Here is an 18665-nt window from a genome sequence, read left to right as displayed (position 1 = left end):
ACCGTGGCTTACAGGCCGGGAAAATTATCCAAGCGGTGACGCGGCTTGCAGATGGTCGTGGCGGTGGACGTCCTGAGCTCGCTCAAGGCGGAGCCAAAGACCCAAGCAAGATGAAAGAAGCAATTGGTGCCGTCATGAAAATTGTGGCGGATCAGGCTTAAACATTGACCGAACCGTCCCATAAAATCGGGGTGGACATAGCTCCATAAGGAATGAAATCGCTTTACTGGCAGATTCCTTTAGGTCTATTGTTATTGGTACTTGCTATCTTTTTTATATGGTTAGCATTTCGGATCGGAAAGACGTTAAAATCCGTGGAAAACCTGCTAGACAAAAGCGTTCCTAGTCTGCTCAAGGCAACCGAACACCTAGTTGGTGTACACAAGGATCTCAGCACTCTGCTCACATCGCTAGATGGAACGGTTACAGAGTTGAATCAGAAACTACCGCAGCTGCTTGAAAATATCAACGGAATCACCGCGTCCATTCAGCAACTCAGTGAGTCTGAGATTCGAGCGACCACACACAATATCCAAGAAATAACGGAAACTGTAAACCAAAATATTGCAAAAATCGACGATTTAGTTAACACTGTCGCAGATTTTTCGCAAACTACAATTAAGCATGCGGAATATTATAGAGATCAGCTGTCCGTTCCGGTCACAGATTTTATCGGCGCATGGAGCGCCCTTAAGCGGAGCTGGGATGTATTCAGCCGGTCTCGTAAATCAAACACATCGGATTCAGAAAGTACAGCTTCAGCAGATACAACCGACGAAGAAGAAAACGAATAAATTCCTGTTTTGTGATGTCGCTTTTAAGATCTATGCGTTACTGAATTGATGAGAGTGTGGAACATGATAGATGATAGACTGTTACGCCTCTCACATTTCAGATTGATTGACGAATTATTGTGTAACAACTAGTGCAAATAGGCGTGAATATAGCCTCAACGTTTAACTATAACTAAGGAGTTTGTCCAAATGGATAACGAAAGACAGGGCAATGGACTTGTTGTGCTTTTGGCATTTTTTACGGGCGGTTTGATCGGCTCACTTCTCGGTTTACTCTTTGCTCCTATGGCCGGTAGGGAAACCCGAGAAAAGATTCGCGATGCTTCTACGGATGTCAAAGATCGAACGATGGACAGCGCCCATCGCGCAAGGGAAGCAACAACCGAAAGAGTTACTGAACTAGTCGACAAAGGGAAAGCACGAGTAGATGACGCGACTGAATCGGTGCGCGCCGCTGTCGAGGCGGGTAAATCTGCCTTTGTCGAAAAGAAGTCGGAACTGGCGGATATGCTCTCTCGCGATCAGGATGAGGAAGAAGCCGAAGCCGATAGTTAAAATTCACTTGAACAAACAGGTTGGAGATCTGTTTCTAAACAGTTTACAACCTGTCCCAACACAGAAACCACAGGCGGAAATGCTATATACCTGTGGTTTCTTTATCTAGAACGGACGGTCAATGAACCTCGACAGATTACGCGTACTCTTGGAGGACGTTAAACGCGGTGAGGTAAACGTAGATGCCGCCATACAATCCTTGCGGCATCTACCATTTGAGGATCTGGGGTTTTCCAAAGTCGATCATCATAGACAACTACGCAAAGGCTTTCCGGAAGTTATCTTTTGTCAAGGCAAAACGGTCGATCAGGTAAAGGAAATTAGCAAACGTATTCTCGCCGCCGGTCATCTCCTCCTCGCTACCCGCGCTACTCCCGACATTTACGACGCATTAGCATCCCTCGATTCATCAGCTTGCTTCAATGAACTCGGTCGTACTATCACGATTGGAGAACCCTCCGGTGAATTGCATGATGGCATCCTGGTCGTATCCGCTGGCACGTCCGACATCCCGGTAGCTGAAGAAGCCGTGGAAACCGCGCAAATTATGGGTAACCGGGTGGAGCGACTATACGATGTCGGCGTTGCTGGATTGCACCGGCTACTCAATAATCATGAAAAGTTGATTCAAGCCCGGGTGCTCGTTGTCGTGGCAGGCATGGAGGGAGCGCTAGCAAGCGTTGTCGGCGGATTGGTCGATAAACCTGTCGTTGCCGTACCGACTAGCATCGGCTATGGTGCAAGCTTCGGCGGTGTTGCGGCCTTGTTGAGTATGCTGAATAGTTGTGCTTCGGGTGTAACTGCTGTGAACATAGACAACGGATTTGGAGGGGGTTATAGCGCGTCATTGATCAATCAGCTCAATATATCTAAATAGGAAGCGTGTAAAATTTCTGCGACAATAATCAGCTTCTCTCTTCATTTATGTGTGTATTATTTGACGGCGAATTTTTTCCGACAGTTAGGATTTAACGTCTAACCCTAACACATTATGGAGAAAATTATGGAACTTTACCTGATCCGCCATGGACAGTCCACCAACAACGCTGGATTGCCTCACGTCGCAGACCCGCCACTATCAAATCTGGGCAAACAACAGGCGTACTATGTTGGCAAAGCCCTGCAAAGGCAAGGGATTCGCCGACTCTACTGCAGCCCGATGCTCAGAGCTTTGCAGACAGCTGAAATTATAGGGAGCATTCTGTCTCTCGCCCCTCATATCTATATTGGACTGCACGAATGGGACGGTATATGGGAGGAAAGTGTTGGCAGATTTGGTGCCACACTTCCCGGACTAACGCGCTCAGAAATGAAAGAAGTTTGTCCCGATGTGGTTCTGCCTCAAGACGTTACGGACGAAGGTTGGCTATTTACTCAGTGGGAAAATGTCGAATTGATGCTGCAGCGAGCCGACCAGAACGCTACAAACTTCATTGCTCATCTGCAAGCAATCCACAACCAATCCGATGAACCAGTTGCAGCAATCTCCCACGGCGGTTTTCTGTCGACGCTGATTGGTACATTTTTTGACCTACCGCCCAATGATGACTCAGATCGCTTTGCCCAGCATAATGCAGCAATTAGTCAAATCCGAGGAACAGCTCGAGGAACGCAATTGCGTTATTCGGACCGAATTTGCCATCTCCCAAAAGGGATGATTACGTCGTAAATGGCTATTCAGCCACACGATTTCGTACGCCTGTCTTCACTTATCACTCGTCACGTATTTGGAAATGACATAGAAATACAGCGATATCTTTATATTATCCCTTGAAGGAGAGTGAATACCTCTAACGCTCAGAATAATAACATTGGCGAGATGGAGCATAACCTATCCCGGACGGGTGTTATTTTCCTGGACAAAGAGCCAGCCAGGATCGTTCACGGGACGAATGAGATAGAAATCAATGGTGGTGTTACCGCACACAAAATCTATAGCTCTGATGACAGTTGGACGATGAACCACGAAACAACACGATTGCTGATTACGCCCATAACCCCTTACGATGGTGTGATTCGGATAACGTGCCGCTAGCGCAACACAGGCAGTGCAGTCTGGCGGCATTTTACCCTCTCCGTCTTGAATACCTCTCCTTCATCTAATCGTCCTCCTCCTCGTTCATTAATCAGATACCTTTCACAGGCTTTAAGCACTTCTTCAACCTGTATCGTGTGCATGCAAGGCGAAGTTCCGTCCGAAAGTGCTGAACAGCCATACTCAAAGCCAAGATTGAGACACGGGCTGCACGGCACATCCACATGAAGAATTGTATGCCCACTCCCCCACGGTGCCCATTGCGATGGGTTTGTCGGCCCGTGTAGCGCGACGACCGGCGTACCAGCAGCAGCAGCAAGATGCATCGGTCCACAGTTTCCACAGATAAGAAAATCAGCGTTGGCAAACAGTGCAGCGAGTTGATTGATTTCGGTCTTACCGGCTGCCACAACACAAGGTGCGCGAGTTTGCGCGGTAATTTGCTGTGAGACTTCAAGTTCTGAGGGTGCCCCCGTCAAAATAATTTGTGCGTTATACCGTTCCACAAGTGTATCAATGACCGATACAAATCTATCTTGAGGGAACCGCCTTCTCGGCTCACCCCGCCTGCCTGCCTCCGGATGAATAGCAATAACCGGCCTAGACCGATCGATCCCCATCTCGTCGAAGAATCCTCCTGCCCAATCTTCATCTTCCTTTTTCAACCACACCTCCAGATCCGTTTCGTGAATCGGACACCCCAATAGCCTCGCTATCTTCAGAAAATTGACTACCTCGTGCTGTCCCGGTACATGCTCAACGACATCCGTAAAAAGGTAATGTCGATGTTGACCCGCGGATCGAAATCCGATTTTTCTTGATGCACCGCTCCCGTAAGCGATTAATGCGCTGAACCTCGCCCAATGTTCAAAATCGACTACACAATCGAACTTCTGACGGCGCAATGCCACAATAAATCCAATCAGCTTCCGTGGCGATTTCATCAATTCCTCTAAGCGACACGGAATATACTGATCAATGTAAGGGCAGCCTTCCAGATATTGTAGGTTAATAGACGATGCAACCATCGCCAAATGTGCATTGGGAAACCGATTCCGAATTGATCGAATCGTTGGAATTGTCAAGATGGTATCACCAATCGCAGACAATTGGATAAGCAAAATACGCTGCGGGGCACACCCATGCTGGACAACCGCACGAGATTGAAATCCGCCCAGCAGGAAGCAGAGAACGCTGCCGATGTAACGGTCTAAAATCTTTTGTAGTATGTTTGGGTGCATGGGCTCTCGCTCCGAGATTTTGCACCAGTCAGTGCATACGGGCTAAACCGTTCTGGGCATTAAAAAGATTCTAAGGTTATGAAAAGTAGCGATTTTAGGGTTATATCCACAAATACCTATTGGCACATAATTTGCTTTTATCTCCGGCGTGAATAACTATTGTTCGTTGACTCAAAATACTGTGATTTGCCAATAGATAGTTCCGCCACAGTATCACAAATGCCAAACCGGGAGGAATAAAATGAACGCCAAGAGAATTTCAGGAGCGTTGATGGTATCGCTGCTGCTTCACTGTATCATCATGTTGGTCGCAAGCATATTTTACGCAGCGCGAACTGCACAGTTCAGGCAGCCAGAAGGTCTAAAGGGCCTTCCATCGGAGCCACCACTAGTTCCTCAAGTTCGTACATCTGTTATTACGCCAATCATTAAGCCTGTTGTTAAGCCAACCGTTCAAATAAGCAGGACTGTTGTTGTAGAACAAGTTCAAGTTCAACCGAGAAGTACGACTCACGCTATTGTTCGTCCCACATCTGCGGGTCACCCGCAAACAATGGTTGAGTTTTCCAACAAGGTTGTTAAGATGGACAGTGCCATACCACCCCAATTGAATTCTCCAAATGGTGTTCGTCCTGCATCTTCCGTTCAACGCGAATCGTCACCGGTTAGAGCTCCTGAGGCCGCTAAAATTGGTGCAGTAAGTGCAGGATACGCAACCTCCTACTATCACTTTGGATTGAATCCCCCAAACGGTGAAGCGTATCACGATATGTATTTTAAGGGAACTGGCACCAATCCGTTCGTTGATACCGAAGACGACCATCTTTCGACGTTTGGGATGGACGTTGATACAGCCTCCTATTCGATAGCGCGCCGATATGTGACAGAATTGTATTTGCCGCCACCGGAAGCAATACGTGTCGAAGAATTTATCAACGCATTTGATTACAACTATGACCCACCGATGGAGGACGCATTTGCTATTCACATTGATGGTGCCCCGTCAAAATTCGGTGAAGGAAAACGACTTCAACTGTTACGCATCGGGCTTCAAGGGCGCGTCATTCCAGCCGAACAGCGCAAAGACGCCATCCTCACATTTGTCATTGATGTATCCGGTTCAATGGAAAAGGAAAATCGTCTGGAGTTAGTAAAGAAGGCATTAACTCTACTCGTTGATCAACTCCGTTCCACCGACAAAGTAGGTATTGTGGTTTATGGCTCTCATGGCAGACTTGTGCTTCCACATACAGGGATCGAACAACGCGGTACAATCTTGTCAGCGATCCATGCCCTCAAACCGGGTGGATCAACCAACGCGGAGGAAGGGCTGCAAATCGGATATAATCTCGCTTGGCGGAATGCAAGTGTCAATCACATCAACCGGGTGATTCTCTGCTCAGATGGGGTTGCCAACGTCGGCAGAACAGGTCCCGATGAAATCCTTAAAGAAATCCGTACTTATGTTGATAAAGGAATTACCCTCTCTACGGTCGGTTTCGGCATGGGAAATTACAACGATGTCCTCATGGAACGTCTCGCCGACACGGGCAACGGCAGCTACGCGTACATTGATACACTCGCCGAAGCCAAGCGAATATTCGTTGAAAATCTGACGGGTACACTACAGTTGATTGCGAAAGATGCGAAGATTCAAGTTGACTTTAATCCCGAAGTTGTCAGTCGCTTCCGATTGCTTGGCTATGAAAATCGTCGCCTCGATCATGAACAGTTTCGAGATGACACCGCCGATGCCGGAGAAGTCGGATCAGGACATCGGGTAACTGCCCTGTATGAGGTTAAACTGCATCCAGATGCAACAGGAAAAATGGCAACCGTTTCGATTCGATATGCAGATGCTGATAACCATCAGGTCAACGAAGTTAGCAAAGACATCTCCGTGTTGCAACTCCATGAATCATTTGATGCAGCACCGGCAACGTTTCGGTTAGCCGCTGCGGTAGCAGAATTTGCTGAAATCCTCCGCGAAAGCTATTGGGCAAAGGACGGTAGTTTAGATACGGTCCATCAAGTCGTGAAAGATGCCTTCCCCGAAATAGATAGTGAGCAGGTTATTGAATTGATGTATCTGGTCAACAAGGCAATCCGTTATAAAGCGGAGCAGTCTTGAATCCCCAATGCTACACAAGATTATCTACTGTGGACGCATCGAGCTGCGGGATTAGATGCAGTAGTAGGTCTAACGTTGCTCGGTAATCGTCTATATTGATGATAGACACATGGCTGTGGACATAACGGGCTGGCACTCCCAGTACGATTGATGGCACGCCACGCCCAACTTGGTGGATTGCCCCGGCGTCCGTCCCGCCTGAGGTCCGCACGGCAACCTGATGTGGAATCTGGTGTGCGGTTGCAGTTTCAATCGTAAGTTCTGTCAAACGTGGATTGGCAATCATGGATGGATCATACAACCGAATCTGCACACCGCCACCTAATTTCCCCTGCAAGGTATCACTACTGGAACCCGGCAGATCGTCTGCGGGCGGTCCTTCCAGCACAATTGCCACATCTGGCTCCGCTGCGGCGGTAACCGTTCGCGCACCGCGTAGCCCCACCTCCTCCTGTGCACTTCCGGTGCCGATGATAGTGTTTGGATGATCACCGAGTTGCTGGAGCGTTTCGATAACTAGTCCTACACCGACACGATTATCAAATGCTTTTGCAGAAAATAGGCTAGGATTTCTCATCGGCATAAACGGACCATAGGGAACGATCGGGCAGCCGGGCTTCACCCCATACTCCTCCATCGCCTGTTCTGCACTGTCCGCTCCAATATCAATGTATAGATCTTTAATATCCAGCACCTTATCACGCGAACCGGCGCTTAGGAGATGGGGCGGTGTGGATCCTATCACTCCGGTAACTTTGCCCTGTTTCGTCATAATATTGACGCGCTGTGCAAGCAGTGTATGTGCCCACCATCCACCGACCGTAAGAAATTTGACATACCCCACCGCAGTCACATGCTGAACGATAAATCCGACTTCATCCATGTGCGAATCAAGCAGGATTCGCGGGTTTGCAGTGCTTCCGCTCTTTGTGCAATAGATGCTTCCCAATCGATCCTTCTGGATATCTCCAACCCCCTGCAAGTGCGAATGGAAGATTTCCCTGATCTCTTCCTCGTGTCCGGGGATGGCATCCGCTTGAGTGAGTTCTTCAAGCAGTTCTACCGATTTTTCACTCATCACTTCCCTTTCTAATTGAAATTAAAAACGTCGAAGTGCCAACATACACCCACACCTCTTCCGCTTTGCCATCAACAATGACTTTCCGCTTCTCTCGCTGGTAGGCGGGTGTTTCAACATGGCAGCCTTCATATCTGTCTAAAATAGCAAAATCTTCAACCGTTAACCCATGCCAGACAACCCCTTTGACGCACGAGTTTTCGGTAGGTATCATCACGGGATATCCCCACTTGGAGATAACAGTTGTGCATTGAGGCATTATCCCTACACTTGGATCGCCGAGGGGCCGTTCAAGTAGCGACTGAATCAATTCTCTATCTTTCAAGGTGCCATAAACAAAGAGATTCATAGTATAGCTTTACTTAATGTAAATCACTTTTTACACTTTACATTTCGGCTAATGTTAAGAAATCGTGCAACAGAATCGGGACTTTCTAACCTGACTACACCAATGTATTGGTACCCCGTTGCCCCTTTACGCATTACGTTTCAGCGTAAGATAAAAACGACTTCCTTTACCTAACTGGCTCTCCGCCCAAACCTCGCCACCGTGGAGTTCAACAAGATTTTTCACTATCGGCAGCCCCAAACCGATGCCACCGCTTTTCGAGTCTGCAACTCGATGAAAACGATCGAAAATGAAGTCTAATTCTGTCTGGCTAATACCGATCCCTGTGTCTTCAACACAGACTTGGAGCATCTGATCGGATACTATCGTCACACCGACCCCGACATATTTACCGCCTTCTGTATACTTGATGGCATTATCTAGCAAGTTTGTTATAATTTGCCCCATCTTGTCAGGGTCCACAAACGCAACTACATCGACGCCACAATCTAGATTAACCTGAATCCCTTTTCTATCGGCTATCGGTTGAATCCCTGCGATTGTCGCCTCAAGAATAGGATATAATTCCGTCGGTTCAAGCTGCAACGAAATCTTGCCCGACTCAATTTGGGAGAGGTCTAATAGGTCGTTTATCAGCCGGATAAGCCTGTCGCAATTGTCCATGACACGCAACAGATAGCTTACCTGCTTTTCCGATAGTCCACCACCGACACCGTCAAGTAGATTGTCCACAAACCCTTTGATATGCGTCAACGGCGTCCGTAGTTCGTGAGACACATTATCCAAAAATTGAGACTTGAGCGTGTCCAATTGCTTCAGTTGGTCATACGTCTCTTTGAGAGCTGTGGCAATGTTGTTAAAGTCCGAAGCTAACTCTCCGCTTGTAGGTTTGGGTATGGTGCCACCATAAGTGTCCAAATAGGTTGCCATCAGTTGTTGCCGCGCGGTTTCCATCGCTTCTGTTCGCGCACTTAGCTGGGCGTAGAGCATCGCATTTTCGATCGCCGTTGCCCCCTGATGCGCAAGCGTGCCGAGCAGCGCCAAATCGGCTTGCGTATACGGTTCCTCCGATGACTTTTGACCGAGTACAAGCAAACCCACTAGGTTCTCGTTTTCTTTCGTCCGTGTCACGAATGGAATCCACACCGCGGATTGGAGAAAGTGGACGAAAGCGTCTGCCGATTCCGAGGGCGTAACGTGAATTAAATCCGGGTCAAGGGGCTGGCCTGAAAAATCAAGCGGTTTATCCGCCTCTTGCAATTTTTTAAGCAGAGATGCTGATAGCGTCAACGGTAATCCATCGGGTGGTGTATCAACCCCGATAGCCGCTTCTGGGACAAACTGTGCCTCCGCCTTGGAAAAAGAGTTGGAACCGCTTTTGTAATTGTATTCAGACTCAAAGTCCCCTGATACGCGATACATTACAACGCCACGACTGATATGTATCGCTTTCGTAACTTGGCGGAGTAAAGTATCTACCAGAATCTCCAGATCGAGGATTGAGTGGAGCGTCTGGCTTAGTGCCAAAAGCGTTTGACGGTAGTTGTACGCTTCACGATCAAATGCCCGATCTATCAGTTTTTGAATGCGCGTCTTGGCAGGCGCAAACAGCACAGCGGCGATAAGCACCGATACCGCGGTCACCGTTCGAGAGCGCGCGGCTGTGTGGAAAAACATAGTGAGTCCTTGAATGCTTAACAGATAAATACCGAGTGCGAAACCACTGACAAGCATATACACAACGCTACGATTGATGATGAGTTCAATATTCATCAACCGGTGCCGGATGATCGCGATAACATAGCAGATTGGGATAAGGCACAGGGTATAAGCCGAAAAGCGAGTGTATGAAATCGAGAAATCCCAAAAACGCGGTGCTGTCGTGAAGACAGCTAATGGGAATGTCCCTGCAACAATACCGAGCAACAACCATCGTGCTTGACGGCGCTGAGAGGCAGAAGGCGCGCCAAACGAGGTGTGCAGGAGTAACAACTGTCCAGCTATTGAATAAACAAAAAGGAACCCGATTGTGAGGTTTTCAAGAGGCGATAATTTGATTAGGAAAAACTCGCGGGTATAGTCTTGCCCACGTAGATAGAAGAAGGAGATACTCAAACATAAAGCAATCCCCGGAACATATAGGAGTTTTAATAGCCAAGTATTACGTTGGACGAACTGTTTTTCTGCGGGAAAGATGAGAAAGCAATGGAGAAAAAGGCAAGGGGTAATTGTCGCAGATACGAATTGACAGATCGGCACAATCCGACTGCTCCACGTTCCTTCAGCGATCGAGAAGGTAGCGTCAATGGAGCATACGCTCATGAACCCGATACTCATTAGGTAGGAGATTCGTACTGCCCGATACGATCCCAGGGTTTCTTCACTTCTGTTTTTAGCATCAGATTCGGAAGAAACTTGGCTTTGCGATTGCTGCATCCACACGAGTGTCGCGACCACCCATATGATGAGCCCAATCAGGTAGAAGTAGCCGGTCTCAGGTGTATCCGGAGCTCTAGCGAAACTCCGTGCCCCAACAATGAGGTATATGCCCGACGCAAGAATATAGAGAGTCGTGGTCAGGTCACGCTGGATTTTCATTAAGATCTTTGCAGTGGCACCTCCGCAACCAAGCTGGGAAGGCGACTGCACCTCGCTTGTGGCAAAGAAGGATTATTTCTTTAGCCCAGTCTCCAGATAGGGACGGTAATACGCGAGATCGGGTGTTGCCGCATCAGGATCTTTACCCATCTCATCATAGCGACGTAACCGCACTGCATCAACATAGTGAGGTAGGGCTTCAAATGCTTTTACCTCGGCTTCAGTCAATGGTCCACCCTGCCGTTCCAAACTCCGAATGGACACGGGGGACAGCTTGTTAAAATAGCTCGGTTCTACTGCACAGAGATAGCGTTTCGCAGGCACATGGAGTCGCGCAGGCTCCGTAACCGCCGAGACAAAATATGGCTCTAGAAGCGCGGCGACAAGTTCTTCATGTTTATCATCTATTCCTCGCGCCACAACCTCTTGGGGTAAATCATGAACCAGATGCCCATAATCGTGTAGGATAGCGGCTGCTATCAACGTATCACTACCACCATCCTTCTCGGCAGCGTGAGCGGTCTGCAGGGCGTGCTGTTGTTGTGTGACCTGTTCCCCGCCTTCGTAGAGTTGCTCTCCGTAGTTCTGAAATGCTTCAAAGATCTCGTCAATAATATTCGTTTTACTCATCTTTGTTATCCTCATCTGCGTGTAAAATGGGTAAAATTCACGTTTCCTGTTAAAAAACTACCTCCCGTTCACTTCTTGCGGATTCATAGCAGCCATCGATCAATCGCTGTAAGTTCAGCAGCTGCCGCCGGTCCTGCATTTCCCAAGGACTGCCATCGCGCAAACGCTGAATAACATCGGCATCTTGGTTTCGGATGCTCTCACCCCACCCACTACTCTCCTGTAACTCAGGGGTTTTATTCACCACTTTACCACTTTCGTCAACTGTCACAGTAAACGGATCGCTTTTGAGCTTCCCTCTGGTCGTGACCATCTCGAAGTGATGGGGTGGTGGACTATCATCGCACCAATTTCCCTCTAACATACAGGTGGAACCATCGTCAAATCGAACAAAAGCGGTCAATAGATCCTCAACATTAAACCGTTCCCTTACTTCCGGTGTAGCGATGGGACCCCGTTTGCCGGGAAACAGGCGACGCATCGAGGCTGTCACCGAGACCGGATTCGGAGAACCGGCTACCCAGATCGCAAGATCGAGTGCGTGTATCAGTGTAGAGGCAAGGACGCCACCAGCAGAACTGCTCAGATAATAGTGAGGTCCCCACCAAGGCGGATTGATGTGGCACCCCCAAACTTTACTCAACACCGGTTCACCAACCCCACCGGAGGCCACTAAATCGCGGAGGTATCGGGAGATAGCCATATATCGCATATTCGTGCCGAGCTGTACCTGACGACCAAGCCGGTCCGCGCAATCAAGCACCGCGGTTGCCTCGTCTAAATTCCTCATGAACGGTTTCTCGCAAAGCACATCTGCGCCCGCTTCCAACGCCGCTAGCGCCATCTGCATATGGGTGTTCGGCATTGTAGCGACAATCACCAAGTCGAGTTTTGCGGGTGCAAGCATCTCTTTGAAGTCGCTGGTGGCGAACGCCTGGGGCCACATCTCCCTCGCGTTTTGCAACCGTTCGAGACTAAGATCGCAAAACGCACTTACGATGGCGGTTTCTGTCCCCAATTCTTTAATGACGTTCAGGTGATTTTTGCCCTGTGCACCACAACCAATCACACCAACCTTCACCGGTGAATCTATCATATCAACTCCTCTATGCAAATTTGTCTGCTTCAGCGGCTCATTTTTTGAATATGCCCCTATTGACGATGGAGTATTTCGCTTTCAGCAACTGTCACGGAGGATGTTACCCGGCCCAATCTTCGCATCCCCGAAAAGGCATGTGAAATCCCTCGATGTATTTCGGACGTGGTGCGTAGTCGTTCACGTTAGGAACACCCTCTCCGCGCAATAGAAAGGCACAGGGCCAAGGCTCCTTTGAGGTAATTCGTGTGCTTGTTGGGATATAGCGAATAGTTAAACCACAACGCCGCTGTGCGGAGGTATTTGGGTTGGATCCGTGAATAATGTTTGGGTGATGCACCGAAACGTCACCGGCCTTGAGCACAAAGTCAACTGCCTTGGACTCATCAACCAAGGTGGGATCCATATGTGAGCTGAGGACGTTAGGGACATCAACGGTACGCTGCATTTCATGGAGTTCCATTTGATGCGTACCGGGGATAACCCGCATACAACCATTCGTCGGGGTCGAATCATCGACAGCGAGCCACAACGTAACAACCTCCATCGGTGTCAGGGGCCAATAGCTACCATCCTGATGCCATAGGACGGGTCTTCCGTCGGTGGGTGGCTTGCTGATGTAGTGCGATGCGAACAGCGCGATGTTGGGTCCGATAAAGATTTCTGCGATATCGAGCAGGCGCGAATCGCTAATCAGCCGGACCCAGAACGGATCCTCTCTGACAAGACGATGGTGTAAATGTTCCGGACGTAGATCGGGGTTCTTTTCGAGCAGCCAATCAACGTGATTACCTGCCTCTTGAACCAAGTCTGAATCCAGAACATCCCTAAAAATAGCGTAACCGTTGCGTTCGTATTGCTCATGAGCGGGAGCATGTTTGTTCGGCGAAGTGTCCATCAGATTTCCTTTCACGATAGATATACGGGCGTAGACAATACACATAAGCAGTCCCCACCCAAACTGAATGGCGCCAGTTTAGCACGAATTCGCACACCCTGTAAAGTCAACTTTTAGAATTGGTTGGGTTATTAAGTGTCGGGATTCGGAGATCCCTCCTACGGCGGACCTTTAAGCTAATGACTGGATTCCTTTTTCTCAATCGGGACCTGCATTAGCTCTAAGATAAAACCATCTGGATCTTTGAAGAACACTACATACACAATACCCCATTCCAAATCAAAGCTAACCGGTTCCGACACAAACTCAACCCCTTTTTCCGAAAGATCTTTGTAAGCAGCCCATACATCTGGCACACCGAAACAAAAATGCGAGTGAGCAACATCTCCCAATTGTGCATCAGATACTTTGCCCGCAGGCACAACGTACTGCTGCAGGTCAAGCAGAACCCCCGGCGTTTCGGGCGCTTCCAACCGGACCACTTCCATAATCACATCCGGCTTTCCCGCCATCTTTGAAATAGTCTCGCCCTCTAGGCGATGCCGTTCAACCTCTTTCAGTCCGAGCAGACCACAGTAAAACGCCAACGAACGGTCCATATCACTGACCGTTACCGCTACATGGTCAAGAATGTTGACAGAATTAATCATGTTATGCCTCCTTCATCTCGTGCTATACCCAGATTGGCTGAAAATACGACTCCCATCTTCAGTGCACATCTTTGAATTGAGTGTTTACCACAGATATGACGTTATCGCCTCTCACATCTTGTGGGGGAATTGCCTGTAACTATTGTGTGGGAACTTCGCACTTCGATCGCGAAAATCATCTCCTATCCCATGCGTGTTATGTTTTGGCCATAGTGGCTGACACTCCAACTCGCGTTGTGGGGACAGGTTTCCAAGTTGTATTTGTCCGGAGATTGGCAAATCTGCGCTATGACAGGGTTTCGCCCAGCATTCTAATTGCTTAACTGTGTAGTCCCTAAACAGATTTGATTGCCCTCCATATCTGGGAATTGTAGTTGCAGAGAGCGGAAATCTTCAGTATAATACCCGATAAACTAGGTCTCTGAACAGGGGAGAATAAACCGTGCGATTTCGACGCAAAGAGCAAACCGCAAACAATTCCTTACCTACCAATCGCCAGCCCGAAGTGACGGATCTCTACTTTCCGGCACACAAATATAGCATCCAGTTCGATATTTCTCCAGAAATATCTTATCTGAATGATGCGCTCCCTCGATTACTTCCCGACTTTTTGCCCCTATTTGAAGGATTCCCCGAAGGGGTTTGGATTTCGCAGCAAACGGTTGATGAAGGGCTTGATTTCTGTCAGGTGGCGTTCTGGGCTTTTGCCGAGGAACCTGACACGATTAAGGCGTTTTCTATCTGGTTTCAGGGTTTTTTTAGGGATGAGCGGATTATCGATCTTCTGGAGCGTTTTGTTACACACGCGCTTGATGATCCCGGTGAAATAGAGGTCGTCCTACTTGATTGGGCACGGGTTCATGTGACGGAGGAGGAAGTGCGACAGGCTGCCGAGAAGGAACGCGACTCCGGCAGATCAACAGCCGTGGAACGGGAAAAACGGCGTTGACAAACCCTATCTCAAGTGCTATACTGCTAGCGTTGTATTGCATACATTACACTAGCACATTGCAGTTGTGCTACGGATAGAATACGTAATGCGTAATATCAACAATTCTCTTACGTATTACTCGGTACGGATTATTCTTCTGTGTCACTGATTGTTTATCCGAATTGCAAAGGAGCGTGGCTTGGGTGATGCCCACGCCGCAACGGGATGATGAAACGGTTCTACTCTCTTTACATTCTTACGTTTCTGTTAGTCATCAGCATAAGCAGCGGGACTGCCGATACTATCGAAAATGTGTTTCAGAACTTCAAAGCAGCTTACGAAAAATCTAAAAACTTTAGTGCCGATTTTGAGGAAACCACATTGCAGGCAGGAAACAAAAGTGTTGCACGCGGACGATTGAGGTTCAGCAAGCCAAACCTACTACGCAAGGAATACGTCAGTCACAAAGATCCGACACAGCTAGCGCAGCTCATCGTTCTTGATGGTGACTTTTCTTGGGCGTACACGCCGTTACTCAGCCAAGTGAATAAGATGAAATGGGGCAGAGCCAACCGCAAAGAACTATTGCCCGGGTTGGGTGCGTCCCTAGATGAAGCCGCCGAAAAATTTAACATGGAGCTAGTTCCGGATGAAGTGGCGAATCCAAAAGGTATCTACCGTATCAAGCTAGTTCCCAAGCCACAGATACCGCCTAATCTGGAAGCCAATGCACCCCGCGAGATTATTGAGATATGGGTCAAATCTGATAATTGGTTACCTGTCCAATTCGGCTATCAGACTGAAAGCGATGAGGAAGGCAGTCTAAGCGTCATTGTTGCGTTTGCTAACATCCAACGAGACATAGAAATGGACGCTGATCTATTCAGATTTGTTATTCCTGACGGGGTTGAAGTGATTGACCTTTCAGCAAATGAGTGAGACGCTAAACGTAATGCCCGATATGCGAAATCTAAGTGCATACGTCCTCTGAATTGCCACCTCCACATCAATATCCGAATCTCCATCCATTAAAGAGGGAAATAAAAAGATGGATTTCCACAATGTGATGCGCCTTGCAAATTATTTAACGATCGCACGCATGCTTCTTATCCCCTTCTTCATGCTTTCGTTTCGATATGAACGTATGTTGCCTGCACTTATTATTTTTTGTGTGGCAGCCCTCACCGATTATCTTGATGGAATAATCGCACGCAAACAGGGGACTACGAGTTTTGGAAAGTTCATGGATCCGCTCGCAGATAAGCTACTGGTTGGCGCAGCACTAATCTGCCTAACGCGCTTTAAGGGCGGATTGATTCCAGGGTGGATGGTGCTAATCATTATGGGACGCGAGGTTGTCGTCACGACACTACGCCTGGTCTTCGTTGGGCGATACGGCACAGTGGTCGCAGCAAGCAAGTGGGGAAAATATAAAACATCTTCACAGATGGTTGTCATTATTACTAGTCTCGTTTTACTTGTTGCCCAAGAATATAGCCACTTACTGAATATAGATATGGATTTTGTTATTCAACTCCCAGGACCGATCTACTTCATGATGTACATTCCCTTAGTGCTCACAGTCATTTCAGGCTTGGAATTTCTATACAACAATCGCAAAGGGATTTACGAATTAATGCGATCCCCGGACACTTACACGGACGATGACATTTAATCACCTGAGTTGCTACCTAAAACCCCTGCAGAGCAATATGTATAGGATCCGGCAATTCAATGAACTAATGAACTAGTGGACTAATGAACCAACCGATTCGATGTTTCATTGCAATCGAGATACCAGAAACAATCCAAAATCAACTAGCACGGATCCAAGGAACCCTGCGAAAACAGATTCAAAAAGCATCTTGGGTGAAACCGGGCAACATTCATTTGACGTTGAAGTTTTTAGGGGATGTTGATACGGAAGATCTTGAATCCATCGGAGAGACAATCGAGGGGGTGGCTAGCCGTCATCGGAGTTTTTCATTGCGCATCGGCGGCTTGGGGACATTTCCTAATTTCGCGCGTCCACGAGTAATGTGGGCTGGCGTAAAGGTTGGAGGCGAGAGGGTATCTGCCATTGCTCAAGACATTAACGTGGCATTAAACGACTGTGGATTCTCGCTGGACACTAAGAAATTCAATCCCCATCTAACGATCGCCCGGTTGAAAGAGCGAATCGACCTCAGACCTTACACAAACCAGTATCGTCAATATGATCGCATTGACGGGGCAGAGATGCGTGTCAATGCACTTTCGCTTATCCACAGTCAACTTCATCCCACGGGCGCAATCTACTCAACTTTAGAATCTCATTCACTTACATAACATTGAAAATGGAACCAGAGGAGATTTAGTATGGCAGCAGACGAGAAGAATAAAGCGATTGATCTCGCAATTTCACAGATTGAACGGCAACACGGTAAAGGCGCGATTATGCGCTTTAGTAGTGAAGATATTTTGCCCGTAGAGGTGATTCCAACTGGCTCACTCGCACTAGACATCGCGCTTGGTGTCGGCGGCGTACCCCGCGGACGAATTGTAGAAATTTTCGGACATGAATCCAGTGGCAAAACGACGCTTGCTTTACACATTGTCGCTGAGGCTCAAAAAATGGGTGGTAATGCCGCGTTTGTTGATGTTGAGCACGCAATTGATCCACTGTATGCTAAGAATATCGGCGTTAATATGGAGCATCTACTCATATCTCAGCCTGACACAGGCGAACAGGCGTTAGAGATTGTTGAGACGTTAGTGCGTAGTAATGCTATTGACGTGATTGTGGTTGATTCTGTGGCAGCACTTACGCCTCAAGCGGAAATCGAGGGGGAAATGGGCGATGCACATGTGGGCTTATTGCCGCGTTTGATGTCTAAAGCATTGCGCAAACTCTCTGGAGTGACAAGCAAATCGAAGGCGTGCATTATTTTCACGAATCAGATTCGTCAAAAGATTGGTGTTATGTTTGGTAATCCAGAAACCACACCGGGCGGACTCGCCCTTAAGTTCCACGCTTCTGTCCGACTTGAAATCCGACGGGCGGAAACCCTCAAGGAAGGGGACGAGATGGTTGGGAACCGCATTCGGGTTAAAGTTGCCAAGAACAAAGTGGCACCTCCATTTACACAGGCTGAATTTGAAATGACCTTCGGGGAGGGTATTTCTAAGCTGGGCGATCTACTTGACGTGGCAACGGATCAAGAGATTGTAAGTAAGAGTGGTGCATGGTTCTCTTATAATAACGAGCGTCTTGGTCAAGGTAGAAATAGTGCGAAAGAATATCTGATTCAACATCCGGAAGTTATTGACGAAATTGAAACCAAAGTTCGTGAGAACCTGGGTATTTATGCCCAATCTGCTCCTGCATCAATTGCCGGTGTTGATCCTGACACATCAAAAAAGAAGTAAATCCGATTCGCTATCAATTCATAGACATGCTTGAAATAGACGGAAATTACGGCGAAGGTGGCGGTCAAATCCTACGCTCAAGCCTCAGTTTGTCTGCGATTCTTAATCGTCCCATCCGTATCAGCGGTATACGCGCGGGGCGGAAAAAACCGGGACTGGCTCCACAGCATCTCACCAGTGTTAATGCGGTGGCTGCGATTACCAATGCCGAAGTCATCGGTGGACAACTCGGTTCTCAAACGTTGACCTTTCGCCCCCAAGAAATCACTGG

Annotated in this window: 21 protein-coding genes; 13 read left to right on the top strand and 8 right to left on the bottom strand. The window is 48.1% G+C overall.

Annotated elements, in window-relative coordinates; all coding sequences use genetic code 11:
• The 6 genes from J4G02_08335 to J4G02_08310 all read left to right on the top strand — a co-directional run.
• On the top strand, window positions 1–161 hold a 161-nt coding region (locus tag J4G02_08335; protein MCE2394580.1), incomplete at its 5' end, for a hypothetical protein.
• A 51-nt stretch (window positions 162–212) separates the two neighbouring features.
• Window positions 213–794, top strand: a complete 582-nt coding sequence (locus J4G02_08330) for a hypothetical protein (protein ID MCE2394579.1) — start codon at window positions 213–215, stop codon at window positions 792–794.
• 189 nt (window positions 795–983) lie between these two features.
• Window positions 984–1349 (top strand): YtxH domain-containing protein, encoded by a 366-nt coding sequence (locus J4G02_08325; protein MCE2394578.1) that lies wholly within the window; start codon window positions 984–986, stop codon window positions 1347–1349.
• Between the two features lie 121 nt (window positions 1350–1470).
• Entirely contained in the window at window positions 1471–2226 is a 756-nt protein-coding gene (gene larB, locus J4G02_08320) for a nickel pincer cofactor biosynthesis protein LarB (protein MCE2394577.1), read from the top strand.
• Between the two features lie 126 nt (window positions 2227–2352).
• Window positions 2353–3018, top strand: a complete 666-nt coding sequence (locus J4G02_08315; GenBank protein MCE2394576.1) for a histidine phosphatase family protein — start codon at window positions 2353–2355, stop codon at window positions 3016–3018.
• A gap of 111 nt (window positions 3019–3129) precedes the next feature.
• Entirely contained in the window at window positions 3130–3384 is a 255-nt protein-coding gene (locus tag J4G02_08310; protein MCE2394575.1) for a hypothetical protein, read from the top strand.
• Here J4G02_08310 and J4G02_08305 read toward each other — a convergent pair.
• A complete protein-coding gene (locus J4G02_08305; GenBank protein MCE2394574.1) occupies window positions 3381–4625 on the bottom strand; it encodes a glycosyltransferase family 9 protein in 1245 nt (414 codons plus the stop codon). The two genes, J4G02_08310 and J4G02_08305, sit on opposite strands and share 4 nt — an antisense overlap.
• Window positions 4626–4866: 241 nt before the next feature.
• Between J4G02_08305 and J4G02_08300 the strand changes: the two genes are divergently transcribed.
• Window positions 4867–6756: a von Willebrand factor type A domain-containing protein gene (locus J4G02_08300; GenBank protein MCE2394573.1), complete on the top strand. Its 1890-nt coding sequence runs from the start codon at window positions 4867–4869 to the stop codon at window positions 6754–6756.
• Between the two features lie 10 nt (window positions 6757–6766).
• Here the strand turns inward: J4G02_08300 and J4G02_08295 are convergent, their stop codons facing one another.
• The 7 genes from J4G02_08295 to J4G02_08265 form a co-directional block, all read right to left on the bottom strand.
• Window positions 6767–7834 carry a M42 family metallopeptidase gene (locus tag J4G02_08295; protein ID MCE2394572.1) on the bottom strand — a complete coding sequence of 356 codons (1068 nt, stop codon included), beginning with the start codon at window positions 7832–7834 and terminating at the stop codon, window positions 6767–6769.
• Window positions 7827–8183 carry a gamma-glutamylcyclotransferase gene (locus J4G02_08290; GenBank protein ID MCE2394571.1) on the bottom strand — a complete coding sequence of 119 codons (357 nt, stop codon included), beginning with the start codon at window positions 8181–8183 and terminating at the stop codon, window positions 7827–7829. The genes J4G02_08295 and J4G02_08290 overlap by 8 nt, the downstream gene beginning before the upstream one ends.
• Window positions 8184–8309: 126 nt before the next feature.
• Window positions 8310–10781 (bottom strand): GAF domain-containing protein, encoded by a 2472-nt coding sequence (locus tag J4G02_08285; GenBank protein ID MCE2394570.1) that lies wholly within the window; start codon window positions 10779–10781, stop codon window positions 8310–8312.
• A gap of 72 nt (window positions 10782–10853) precedes the next feature.
• Entirely contained in the window at window positions 10854–11411 is a 558-nt protein-coding gene (locus tag J4G02_08280; protein MCE2394569.1) for a metal-dependent phosphohydrolase, read from the bottom strand.
• A 49-nt stretch (window positions 11412–11460) separates the two neighbouring features.
• On the bottom strand, window positions 11461–12507 hold the full coding sequence (locus J4G02_08275) for a Gfo/Idh/MocA family oxidoreductase (protein MCE2394568.1): 1047 nt from the start codon (window positions 12505–12507) through the stop codon (window positions 11461–11463).
• A gap of 103 nt (window positions 12508–12610) precedes the next feature.
• Window positions 12611–13405 (bottom strand): phytanoyl-CoA dioxygenase family protein, encoded by a 795-nt coding sequence (locus J4G02_08270; GenBank protein ID MCE2394567.1) that lies wholly within the window; start codon window positions 13403–13405, stop codon window positions 12611–12613.
• A gap of 176 nt (window positions 13406–13581) precedes the next feature.
• Window positions 13582–14055 carry a VOC family protein gene (locus J4G02_08265; GenBank protein ID MCE2394566.1) on the bottom strand — a complete coding sequence of 158 codons (474 nt, stop codon included), beginning with the start codon at window positions 14053–14055 and terminating at the stop codon, window positions 13582–13584.
• Window positions 14056–14497: 442 nt separating this feature from the next.
• Here J4G02_08265 and J4G02_08260 point away from each other — a divergent pair, with 442 nt between their 5' ends.
• The 6 genes from J4G02_08260 to J4G02_08235 form a co-directional block, all read left to right on the top strand.
• Window positions 14498–15004 carry a hypothetical protein gene (locus tag J4G02_08260; GenBank protein ID MCE2394565.1) on the top strand — a complete coding sequence of 169 codons (507 nt, stop codon included), beginning with the start codon at window positions 14498–14500 and terminating at the stop codon, window positions 15002–15004.
• Window positions 15005–15214: 210 nt separating this feature from the next.
• Window positions 15215–15925, top strand: a complete 711-nt coding sequence (locus J4G02_08255; protein MCE2394564.1) for an outer membrane lipoprotein carrier protein LolA — start codon at window positions 15215–15217, stop codon at window positions 15923–15925.
• Window positions 15926–16052: 127 nt separating this feature from the next.
• Entirely contained in the window at window positions 16053–16661 is a 609-nt protein-coding gene (gene pgsA / locus J4G02_08250) for a CDP-diacylglycerol--glycerol-3-phosphate 3-phosphatidyltransferase (protein MCE2394563.1), read from the top strand.
• 83 nt (window positions 16662–16744) lie between these two features.
• A complete protein-coding gene (gene thpR / locus J4G02_08245) occupies window positions 16745–17314 on the top strand; it encodes an RNA 2',3'-cyclic phosphodiesterase (protein ID MCE2394562.1) in 570 nt (189 codons plus the stop codon).
• Window positions 17315–17344: 30 nt separating this feature from the next.
• Window positions 17345–18394: a recombinase RecA gene (recA, locus tag J4G02_08240; protein MCE2394561.1), complete on the top strand. Its 1050-nt coding sequence runs from the start codon at window positions 17345–17347 to the stop codon at window positions 18392–18394.
• A 26-nt stretch (window positions 18395–18420) separates the two neighbouring features.
• The coding region (locus J4G02_08235) for an RNA 3'-phosphate cyclase (GenBank protein MCE2394560.1) at window positions 18421–18665 on the top strand (245 nt) is incomplete at its 3' end.

This window comes from Candidatus Poribacteria bacterium (assembly GCA_021295755.1).
Classification (GTDB): Bacteria; Poribacteria; WGA-4E; order WGA-4E; family PCPOR2b; genus PCPOR2b.
The sequence above is the reverse complement of the archived record's forward strand: the minus strand, read 5'-3'. Positions and strand labels throughout refer to the sequence as shown.

Excerpts from the sequence above, each read along its gene's own strand:
- J4G02_08275 (MCE2394568.1), bottom strand. The coding sequence starts at position 12,507 with ATGATAGATTCACCGGTGAAGGTTGGTGTGATTGGTTGTGGTGCACAG.
- J4G02_08315 (MCE2394576.1), top strand. The coding sequence starts at position 2,353 with ATGGAACTTTACCTGATCCGCCATGGACAGTCCACCAACAACGCTGGA.
- J4G02_08295 (MCE2394572.1), bottom strand. The coding sequence starts at position 7,834 with ATGAGTGAAAAATCGGTAGAACTGCTTGAAGAACTCACTCAAGCGGAT.
- J4G02_08330 (MCE2394579.1), top strand. The coding sequence starts at position 213 with ATGAAATCGCTTTACTGGCAGATTCCTTTAGGTCTATTGTTATTGGTA.
- J4G02_08270 (MCE2394567.1), bottom strand. The coding sequence starts at position 13,405 with ATGGACACTTCGCCGAACAAACATGCTCCCGCTCATGAGCAATACGAA.
- thpR (MCE2394562.1), top strand. The coding sequence starts at position 16,745 with ATGAACCAACCGATTCGATGTTTCATTGCAATCGAGATACCAGAAACA.
- pgsA (MCE2394563.1), top strand. The coding sequence starts at position 16,053 with ATGCGCCTTGCAAATTATTTAACGATCGCACGCATGCTTCTTATCCCC.
- J4G02_08255 (MCE2394564.1), top strand. The coding sequence starts at position 15,215 with ATGAAACGGTTCTACTCTCTTTACATTCTTACGTTTCTGTTAGTCATC.
- J4G02_08325 (MCE2394578.1), top strand. The coding sequence starts at position 984 with ATGGATAACGAAAGACAGGGCAATGGACTTGTTGTGCTTTTGGCATTT.
- J4G02_08285 (MCE2394570.1), bottom strand. The coding sequence starts at position 10,781 with ATGAAAATCCAGCGTGACCTGACCACGACTCTCTATATTCTTGCGTCG.
- J4G02_08265 (MCE2394566.1), bottom strand. The coding sequence starts at position 14,055 with ATGATTAATTCTGTCAACATTCTTGACCATGTAGCGGTAACGGTCAGT.
- J4G02_08290 (MCE2394571.1), bottom strand. The coding sequence starts at position 8,183 with ATGAATCTCTTTGTTTATGGCACCTTGAAAGATAGAGAATTGATTCAG.
- recA (MCE2394561.1), top strand. The coding sequence starts at position 17,345 with ATGGCAGCAGACGAGAAGAATAAAGCGATTGATCTCGCAATTTCACAG.
- larB (MCE2394577.1), top strand. The coding sequence starts at position 1,471 with ATGAACCTCGACAGATTACGCGTACTCTTGGAGGACGTTAAACGCGGT.
- J4G02_08300 (MCE2394573.1), top strand. The coding sequence starts at position 4,867 with ATGAACGCCAAGAGAATTTCAGGAGCGTTGATGGTATCGCTGCTGCTT.
- J4G02_08280 (MCE2394569.1), bottom strand. The coding sequence starts at position 11,411 with ATGAGTAAAACGAATATTATTGACGAGATCTTTGAAGCATTTCAGAAC.
- J4G02_08305 (MCE2394574.1), bottom strand. The coding sequence starts at position 4,625 with ATGCACCCAAACATACTACAAAAGATTTTAGACCGTTACATCGGCAGC.